Raw genomic sequence first — 6,556 nt, 5'->3', positions numbered from 1 at the left:
ACTGCCAGGCATCAATTAAGAAGAACCCCGTACCGTAAGGTGCGGGGTTTTTTGCTTTGTGCGCCGGAAAATACCGGGTGGCGGCACCGCCTGACCGTGCCTACAATTGTTAAAACGATTTTAACAATGGTGCCGCTTTGACACGTCCCTTTAATTACCAACAAGATTTTGCCAACATTAATTTCCGTGACCATGCAGAGCTGTATCAGGTGGGGCGGGGAGAGCAGGGTGTGCTCATGGTGGAACCTTACAAAAGCGAGATCCTTCCGCACTGGCGATACAAAGATGCTGAAGTTGCAGCGCGATCGGCAAAAGAAATTTACGCCCTGTTTGAAGAATATCGTCAGCAAAACGACTTTGTGGGTATGGATATGGCGCGTAAATTCATTCAGATGGGCTATACGCGCGCCAGGCGATACGCCAATCATAAAGGCGGTAAAAAGTACGATGAGAAGCGCCAGGTAAAACCGCTGGATTGCGATCCCGTAAAAGCCGAAGCCGCCGCGGTCTTCAAAAAGTGGTGGGATAAAATTCGTGCAGATGAAGATTATTTGCAGCGAAAAAAGGCGCATCAGCAGAAGTGGGGATAATTACTACGTCCGCTAATAATTCGATACCTGATCGAGTTCACAAAACGTAATGAAACATATTGGAAACATTTTATTTACCTAACGATTCGTTTTAAATCCGGTTTTACTGTTTGTGGGCAATGGCCCGCAATGTGAGACAGAGGATTTTAAAATGACAGAAACCGTAGCCAGTGCAGATACGGATAACACCAATTTGGCAGGTAAGGATACCCGTCGTCGGGTTTGGGCAATCGTCGGGGCCTCCTCGGGGAACCTTGTAGAGTGGTTTGACTTTTACGTCTATTCATTCTGTTCACTCTACTTTGCGCATATCTTTTTCCCGTCCGGGAATACCACCACTCAGCTTCTGCAAACCGCAGGCGTTTTTGCCGCCGGGTTCCTGATGCGCCCGATCGGTGGATGGCTGTTCGGCAGGATCGCAGACAGAAAAGGGCGCAAGACCTCCATGCTCATCTCCGTATGCATGATGTGCGTCGGCTCGCTGGTGATTGCCTGCCTGCCCGGATATGACACTATCGGAACATGGGCACCCGCGTTGCTGCTGCTGGCACGTCTGTTCCAGGGGCTGTCGGTCGGTGGGGAATACGGCACCAGTGCGACATACATGAGCGAAGTGGCGGTTGAAGGCCGAAAAGGTTTCTATGCATCATTCCAGTATGTGACCCTCATTGGCGGACAGCTGCTGGCGTTACTGGTTGTGGTGATCCTGCAACAAATCCTTAGCGATGAAGATTTGCACGCCTGGGGCTGGCGCATCCCGTTTGCTATGGGCGCTGCCCTGGCGGTTGTCGCCCTGTGGCTACGCCGTCAGCTTGATGAAACCTCTCAACAGGAGGTCAGGGCGCTGAAAGAGGCGGGCTCGATGAAGGGGCTCTGGCGAAACCGCAAAGCATTTTTGATGGTGTTAGGTTTTACCGCCGCGGGCTCGCTAAGTTTCTATACCTTTACCACCTACATGCAAAAATATCTGGTTAACACTACGGGCATGCATGCAAACGTTGCGAGCGTCGTCATGACGGTGGCGTTACTCGTCTTTATGCTTATCCAGCCGATTGTCGGCGCGCTGTCGGACAAAATAGGTCGCCGCACCTCCATGCTGATCTTTGGCGGTATGCTCACCCTGGGTACCGTTCCGCTTTTGACTGCGCTACAGCAGACAACGTCGCCGTATGCCGCTTTCGCGCTGATCATGGTGGCACTTATTATTATCAGTTTTTACACGGCAATCAGCGGCATTTTGAAAGCGGAAATGTTTCCCGCACAGGTGAGGGCGCTGGGTGTTGGCCTCTCTTATGCGGTCGCGAATGCCCTGTTTGGCGGTTCGGCGGAGTATGTCGCGCTATCGCTTAAGTCGTGGGGCAGTGAAACGACCTTCTTCTGGTATGTCACCGTAATGGGAGCGCTGGCGTTTATTGTCTCGCTGATGCTGCATCGCAAAGGAAAAGGTATCCGCCTTTAATAATGTGCCATCTGCCAGACGGCGTAGCCGGTTGTTGCGCCGGCGACATCCCAGGCGAAATCTTTCCAGCTCCAGCCGCTCCCTGCGGGGCGGCTATCCCATAGTTCTTTTGATGCCCCAAGGCCCACTGAGAACATCAACCCTATCGCCGCGCTACGGTCCCGGCTGTATCCCTGATGCTGCGCGTACTCATTACCGGCTGCAGACAGCATAGCGGAAGCGAGGAAGTGTTGTGCTTTGTCCTGACCGGACCAGCTATCATTGGCCATATGACTGCAGCCAGTCAGAAAGAAAGCGCTCAGTAACAGAGGAATACGCATCAACGGGCTCCATAAAAAAGCCCTGCGTGTAACAGGGCCTGGACATTACAGAATTCGGCTGATAAGTCGGTCAATACGGATACGACGCAAGCGGCGAATCAGCTTGCGAACTTTCACCGGATAATCGGCAATGCTCTGCAGCTCGCGGTAATGATTAACCACCGTGGTGTGAGTGCGAATCAACTCCAGTTCACGCTCACGCTGTGCGGCTAACTCATGCTGCGGGTCATGGATCAGGATCGCGTTTTCCAGATCCAGTCTCCACGCGCGCGGGTTCAGGTTGTTACCGGTCAGCAGCATCCACTCATCGTCGACCCACATACCTTTCAGATGGTAACTGTTGTCTTCATCTTTCCACAGACGCACAACCAGCTGGTCAGTGTTTACGTAATACTGTAAACGGCTCAGGAAGCGGCGCAGGTTAATTTCATAAAGATAAGGCAGCGCACCGATGATTTTGAACGGCTGATCTTCAGGTATGAAGAAGTCGTTCGCCGTTTTATCCCCAACGATAATTTCCACTTTTTTACCATCGCGCAGCAGCTGAATGATATTACGCACCAGCACGGCAGGAAGGTTAAAGTACGGCGTACAGATGGTGAGCTTTTGCTCCGCGCACGGCATCAGATGGAAGATCGTTTTATTCAGCAGGCTTGATTTGCCAAGCCCAACCAGCGGGGTAACGGATAACTCTTCGTTGTTAGCGTCGCCCTGAAAATGGTAAACAGCATCGCGGAGCTCCTGGCGGAAGGCGCGAACATCGTTTTTGATTTCCGGGCTCTTAGGGCGCTCGGGATCGTCAAGGCGATTAACGCCACGGCCATGTACCAGGTTTTTATCAACCCAGTTAAACATGATATCGACCATCTGAGGATTACGGATCAGATGGTAGCGGTCGTAGCGATATTTATCGAGCTGATGAAGATAGACATCATTGAGGCTTGCGCCGCTGTAAAGCACGCTGTCATCGATGATGAACCCTTTAAAATGAAGGACGCCGAGCGCTTCGCGGGTATTCACCGGGACGCCATAAACAGGTACATCGACGCCAGGATTTTCCTGCGCCGTGCGACAATACCAGTCTGCATTGGTGTTTGAAGCGGCCGCGCCAATACGGCCACGCTGGGCGCGATGCCAGTCAACCAGCACGCGAACATCCAGCTCCGGACGCTGACGCTTGGCTTCATAGAGCGCGTTCAGGATCGCACGCCCGCCTTCATCTTGTTCAAGATACAGGGCCACAATGCAAATGCGTCGCGTGGCACTGGCAATCTTTTCCAGAAGCGTCTCCCGAAAATGAGCGGGAGCGTAAAAGAACTCTACATCATCAACTGACTGAGAAATCTTCGGTAGTTGAGCAAGGTGTTGTTGATGTTTATTACGCTTAAATTTTGACAACATCACAGTGCGTTTCTTCTCTGTTCATTGAAGGGTTGTCTGTACCATGCAAACAACATAAGCGGACAATGATACCACCAGTCCCGTCCAAAGTGGGTAACATTTCCAGTAGCTTACTCGGGTTTGTCTGCCGGTGTCAGGCCGAGGGATAAGGCGACAATACCTTCGTCCAGCTGAATATCAACGTCAAATCCGAGTTTTCGCGCCAGGGTCACCATACCGCGATTGTTCGGCATAGTAATGCCATTCAGGCGTAACAATCCGTGATCTCGCGTATAACTGATGAGTTTTTCCAGCAGTCGTCTGCCCAGACCCAGGCCTTTAAGATCGGAGCGCACCAGCACAGCAAATTCCGCGTCAATGTTATCCGGATCGGAAATTGCGCGCGTCACGCCGAGGATCTCATCGCCCCGATCGGAACGTCGAACGGCGACAAACGCCATCTCTCGATCGTAGTCGATCTGGGTCATATTGGCTAAATCATCGTGGGTAAATTCGTTGATTTCGCTAAAGTAGCGATAATAGAGATCTTCTTTCGTAACCTGAGAAATAAAGGCACGCAGCTGCGGTTCATCTTCCGGCAGAATAGGGCGGAACAGGGCGCGTTCCCCATTCTTCATCTCGACCCACTCCTCCAGCTGCAGAGGATACGGACGGATCGCCAGGCGGCTCTCTCTGTCCCCTTCAAATGGCGCGATATCCAGCGTTACGTCCAGCGCCGTAAACTCAGTGCCGGAGGCGAGCAGCGGATGGATATCCAGCCGCTGGATCTCCGCACAATCTACAACCAGGTTAGACACCTGCACCAGGAATTGACTCAACCCGGCAATATCGAGCGGACGCAGGGCGCTGCGGCCACGGATCTTTTTGCTTTTAATCGCCTGAATGATCAGATAGCGCGCCAGATTCATGTTCAGCGGCGGTAGCGCCACCGCGGCCTGTTCCTCTGGACGCCACTCAACGCCGCCTTCCCCCAACATAATGAGCGGGCCGAAGACAGGATCGTATTCAACCACCACCCGCAATTCCTGGGCGCCCGCGCGGTGAGCCATGCTTTGCACAAGCAGTCCGTGGATCCGAGCCTGCGGCCAGGCCATTTTGACACGATCGAAAATGGCATCGGCTGCCTGCTGCACCTCCGTTGCCGTACGCAGGTACAACATGACCCCCTGAACGTCCGACTTATGCGGGATATCGGGGGAACGAAGCTTAAGGGCGACCGGGTAGCCAATCTGTTCGGCTATATGTACGGCCTCAGCGCTGTCGCTGGCGATCCAGGTTGGCAGAGTTTGCATCCCGTAGCTGCCCAGTATGGGCTGCACTTCATGCGTATCAAGCGAGGTCGCGCCTTCTTCAATGGCCTGCTGTAACAGCCGATGAACGTCGACGGTGTTCGCCGTCAGGTTTCCGGGCAAGGCAGGTGTCTCACGCAGCTGTTTCTGGTTGCGGCGATATTCCACCATATGCATAAATGCCGTGATGGTGCCTTCCGGCGTGCGGTAGGTTGGCAGTCCGGCTTCACTGAACAAGCGTCGCGCCTCCTGAGAGGAAAACTCACCGCACCAGTTGGTCAGCAGGGTGACATATTTGCCGCGCGGATGATTTCGTACCGCCTCAATCAGCGCCCGCGCGCTTTCACTGCCCGGCGCGGCCGCGCTGGGGGAGTGGATAATCATCAGCGCATCGAAATCCTGGCTGTCCAGCAAAATGGAGATTGCCCTGATATAGCGATCGCTGCTGGCATCATCGCGCAAATCAAGCGGATTGCCGGGCGTCACGCTTGCCGGAAGCGCCTCTCTGAGGCGTTGCAGCGTCTCTTCACCCAGCGTGGCCAGCTTGCCGTTACGCAGCCAAAGCTCATCCAGCGCCAGCGCGGCAGGGGCCGCGCCATTGCTGACAATCATTAACTTCTCGCCGCGCAGCGGACGCATGTGGCTCAACGTCTCAACGGCGGAAAAAAGCTCGTGTGTATCCTGCACCCGCAGCAACCCCGCGCGCTGAATGGCAGCATCCCAGGCCGGATCCATACCGGAATGAGACTGCAGCAGACGCTGCGCCGCAGGGCTGCGACCGCTTTTGATAACGAGGATCGGTTTATTGCGCGATGCGCTACGCGAAGCGGAAACAAAACGACGGGCGTCGCTCAGGTGCTCAAGATAAAGAAGGATTGCGCTGGTTTTGCTGTCTCGCGCCAGGAAATCCAGCAGTTCGTCAACGTCAATATCCAGGCTGTCGCCCAGAGCAATGAAGTAGGAGAATCCCATTTCACGCTGCTGCGCCCAGTCAAGGATGGTGTTTGAGACCGCAGCCGACTGCGAGATAAACGCCAGCTTGCCTTTACGGATCGGCACCGGGGAGAAGCTGGCGTTCAGCCCCTGCCAGGGCGCGAGCAGACCCAGGCTGTTCGGCCCGAGAATGCGCATCTGATAGCGGCTGGCGCAGGCCAGCAGTTCGGGCTGCTGTTCAGGCGGAGACGAGAGAATAATGCAGGTTTTACACCCTTTCTTGCCGAGTGACTCCAGCAGTTCCGGATTGCGTTTGGCGTTTGTACACAGAACGGCGAGATCCGGTACGAAAGGCAGGCTCTCCACGTCCGGCCAGGCAAGCACGCCCTGAACGGCCTTATAAGACGGCGTGACGGGCATAACGGGACCGTTAAATCCTCCGGCTAGCAGGTTGCGCATCATCAGATAGCCTGCACGATCCGGTTTCATTGATGCGCCGATGACGGCAATGGATTTAGGACGGAGTAGCGCTTCTAACCCTCTCTGGCTCATGCAGGCCTCCTG

General features: G+C 54.4%; 5 protein-coding genes. 2 read left to right on the top strand and 3 right to left on the bottom strand.

Annotation, left to right across the window (positions count from 1 at the left end; all coding sequences use genetic code 11):
• Positions 1-137: 137 nt before the first annotated feature.
• Together IM273_RS05125 and IM273_RS05120 are read left to right on the top strand one after the other, a co-directional pair.
• A complete protein-coding gene (locus IM273_RS05125) occupies positions 138-590 on the top strand; it encodes a DUF4385 domain-containing protein (RefSeq protein WP_045260159.1) in 453 nt (150 codons plus the stop codon).
• Between the two features lie 151 nt (positions 591-741).
• Positions 742-2,049, top strand: coding sequence for an MFS transporter (locus IM273_RS05120; RefSeq protein WP_041908648.1), 1,308 nt, complete (start codon positions 742-744; stop codon positions 2,047-2,049).
• On the opposite strand, the gene IM273_RS05115 is transcribed toward IM273_RS05120, so the two are convergent.
• The 3 genes from IM273_RS05115 to pat all read right to left on the bottom strand — a co-directional run bounded on the left by IM273_RS05115 (position 2,046) and on the right by pat (position 6,544).
• A complete protein-coding gene (locus IM273_RS05115; RefSeq protein WP_045260160.1) occupies positions 2,046-2,369 on the bottom strand; it encodes a YfiM family lipoprotein in 324 nt (107 codons plus the stop codon). The genes IM273_RS05120 and IM273_RS05115 overlap by 4 nt on opposite strands.
• Positions 2,370-2,414: 45 nt before the next feature.
• Positions 2,415-3,770 (bottom strand): CDP-diacylglycerol--serine O-phosphatidyltransferase, encoded by a 1,356-nt coding sequence (gene pssA / locus IM273_RS05110; protein ID WP_193051263.1) that lies wholly within the window; start codon positions 3,768-3,770, stop codon positions 2,415-2,417.
• 110 nt (positions 3,771-3,880) lie between these two features.
• On the bottom strand, positions 3,881-6,544 hold the full coding sequence (gene pat / locus IM273_RS05105) for a protein lysine acetyltransferase (protein WP_193051261.1): 2,664 nt from the start codon (positions 6,542-6,544) through the stop codon (positions 3,881-3,883).
• Between the last annotated feature and the right edge of the window lie 12 nt (positions 6,545-6,556).

The organism is Enterobacter cloacae complex sp. P13B (genome assembly GCF_014895915.1).
Lineage (GTDB): Bacteria > Pseudomonadota > Gammaproteobacteria > Enterobacterales > Enterobacteriaceae > Enterobacter > Enterobacter bugandensis.
The sequence above is the reverse complement of the archived record's forward strand: the minus strand, read 5'-3'. Positions and strand labels throughout refer to the sequence as shown.

What these genes read in the sequence shown, in the direction of transcription:
- pat (WP_193051261.1), bottom strand. Translation starts at nt 6,544, where the DNA reads ATGAGCCAGAGAGGGTTAGAAGCGCTACTCCGTCCTAAATCCATTGCC.
- IM273_RS05115 (WP_045260160.1), bottom strand. Translation starts at nt 2,369, where the DNA reads ATGCGTATTCCTCTGTTACTGAGCGCTTTCTTTCTGACTGGCTGCAGT.
- pssA (WP_193051263.1), bottom strand. Translation starts at nt 3,770, where the DNA reads ATGTTGTCAAAATTTAAGCGTAATAAACATCAACAACACCTTGCTCAA.
- IM273_RS05120 (WP_041908648.1), top strand. Translation starts at nt 742, where the DNA reads ATGACAGAAACCGTAGCCAGTGCAGATACGGATAACACCAATTTGGCA.